This is a genomic window from Herbiconiux daphne (assembly GCF_024979295.1).
GTDB lineage: Bacteria > Actinomycetota > Actinomycetes > Actinomycetales > Microbacteriaceae > Herbiconiux > Herbiconiux daphnes.
The window spans coordinates 1-734 of sequence record NZ_JANLCJ010000353.1 but is presented as its reverse complement, the minus strand read 5'-3'; the positions used below and the strand labels follow the sequence as shown (position 1 = coordinate 734).

Annotated in this window: 1 protein-coding gene; it reads right to left on the bottom strand. The window is 43.6% G+C overall.

The annotated features are described in order from the left end of the window. On the bottom strand, nt 1-734 hold a 734-nt coding region (locus tag N1032_RS25190; RefSeq protein ID WP_259543312.1), incomplete at both ends, for a hypothetical protein.

Genomic DNA, 734 nt, shown 5'->3' with positions numbered 1-734 from the left:
ACGGTCTTCGTTGACATCTGTTTTAAAGCGCTTCAGACGCTTCTGGACGGCTTCTTCTACTAAGGCTTGTATTTCCTCAGGTGAACCCATTCCACGCTTCTGGAGAGCTTCCTGCACCATATTTTCCCTATGGTCTCGTGGGTCTCCTAAACTGTCTTTCTTCTCATTAAGTTTATCCAGTTTGCTCTGCGCTTTCTCACGTTGTTTCTCAAGGGTGTTCACCTCTTTCTGACGAGCTTTCTGAGAAGCATCTGATAGATGTTCTTCTTGTAGCATATCATCTACACGTTTACGAACTGTTGGGTCAGTGAGGTAAGACTCCATATCACCATCAGTCATAGCATTCTGCATAGCTTCGCGGTCACCATTGAATTCTGTTTCCAGAACATCCCAAATAGCAGGACGGTCATAGTGAGCAGGTAAGTAAGTTCCATCAGATAGTTTATCACTGATAATAGGTTGAGCACCTGGGGCAGCATATGCACTTTCAGGGTCTAACAATTTACCAGCTTTATCCACATTGAAATGGTCTCTCCAAATAGCAGCATACTCTTGCATTTCAGGAGGAAGTCCAGAGATATCACCATTACGAATAGCGGTATCAATATCTCTACGCATCATCTCAAGCTTTTCAGCATCAGATTTAGGAGAAAGAGGGCTACCATCAGAGGAAGTGTATTCGTATTCTGGAATATCCATCATACGTTTCTCTGCTCTCTTCAAGTCAGCTAAGG